The organism is Paracoccus sp. TRP, from assembly GCF_000185925.1.
In the GTDB taxonomy this organism is placed as follows: Bacteria; Pseudomonadota; Alphaproteobacteria; order Rhodobacterales; family Rhodobacteraceae; genus Paracoccus; species Paracoccus kondratievae.
In genome coordinates, this window is record NZ_AEPN01000119.1 from 1 (window position 1) to 1,048 (window position 1,048).

Consider the following 1,048-nt stretch of genomic DNA (forward strand, 5'->3'; position numbering starts at 1 on the left):
CACGCCGACCGCGCCGGAGTGGTGAAAGCTCTTCACGTCCGGCCGGGCGAACAGATCGACGCGAAGGATCTCATGGTCGAGATCGAATAGGAAGAAAGAGGGCTTGGCACCCTGCAATAATTATTGCAGGCTTGGCGGCAGAGGAACGCCATGTCAACAAGCCACCCGCCGCAGGATTACGAAGAGCTGATCCGCATCATCCATGATCGCCACGATCAGATGAGCAAGACCTATCAGCGCATCGCCGTCTATCTGACCCAGAACCCCAACGAGGTCGCCGTCCATTCGGTGAATGCCATCGCCGAGCGCTGCGGCATTCACGCCTCGAGCTTCGTGCGCTTCGCGCAATCCCTGGGCTACAAGGGCTTCAAGGAATTGCAGGCGCTGTTCCAGAAGCGCCTGGCCACCGCCGCTCCGGGTTTCGAGGCCCGCGTCAAGGCGCTGGAAACCGAGCTGAAGGGCGCGGGCGATCCGACCGAGATCGGCTTCCTGCGCGACCTGGTGGTGCGCGACATCGCTTCGCTTCAGCAATTGCTGGACGAGGTGAATCCCGAGGACCTGGCGCTGGCCGCCGACCTGCTGGACCGTGCAGACATCATCTACCTGATCGGCCAGTTGCGCTCGTCGCCGGTGGTGGAGCTCCTGCGCTATGTGCTGACCATGCTGGGCAAGCGCTGCGTGCTCTTGGACCCCGGCGGCGGGCTGGCCACGCATATCGGCCGCACCATTCGCAAGACCGACGTGCTGCTGGCGGTCTCGTTTCGCTTCTATGCCAACGAGGTGGTGAACGTGGTCGAGGAAGCGGGGCAGAAAGGCATCGACATCATCGCCATCTCGGACAGCACGCTGTCGCCCCTGGCGCGGTGGGCGCGGGTGCTGTTCCCGGTGCCCGAGCACGATTACACCTTCTCGCGCTCGCTGGCCGCGCCGATGTGCCTGGCGCAGGCGCTGGTGGTGGCCGTCGCTGCCCGCGTGCAGCACAATGACGAGGATCCGCGCATCCCGACCGTGACCGGAACCTAGGTGTTCAGTCCCGGCATTTGGTGGA

At 64.0% G+C, this 1,048-nt stretch carries 1 protein-coding gene; it reads left to right on the forward strand.

Annotated elements, in window-relative coordinates; genetic code table 11:
* Positions 1–150: 150 nt before the first annotated feature.
* Positions 151–1,023, forward strand: coding sequence for a MurR/RpiR family transcriptional regulator (locus tag PARACOCCUSGL_RS0120125; RefSeq protein ID WP_010401069.1), 873 nt, complete (start codon positions 151–153; stop codon positions 1,021–1,023).
* The last annotated feature ends 25 nt before the right edge of the window (positions 1,024–1,048 follow it).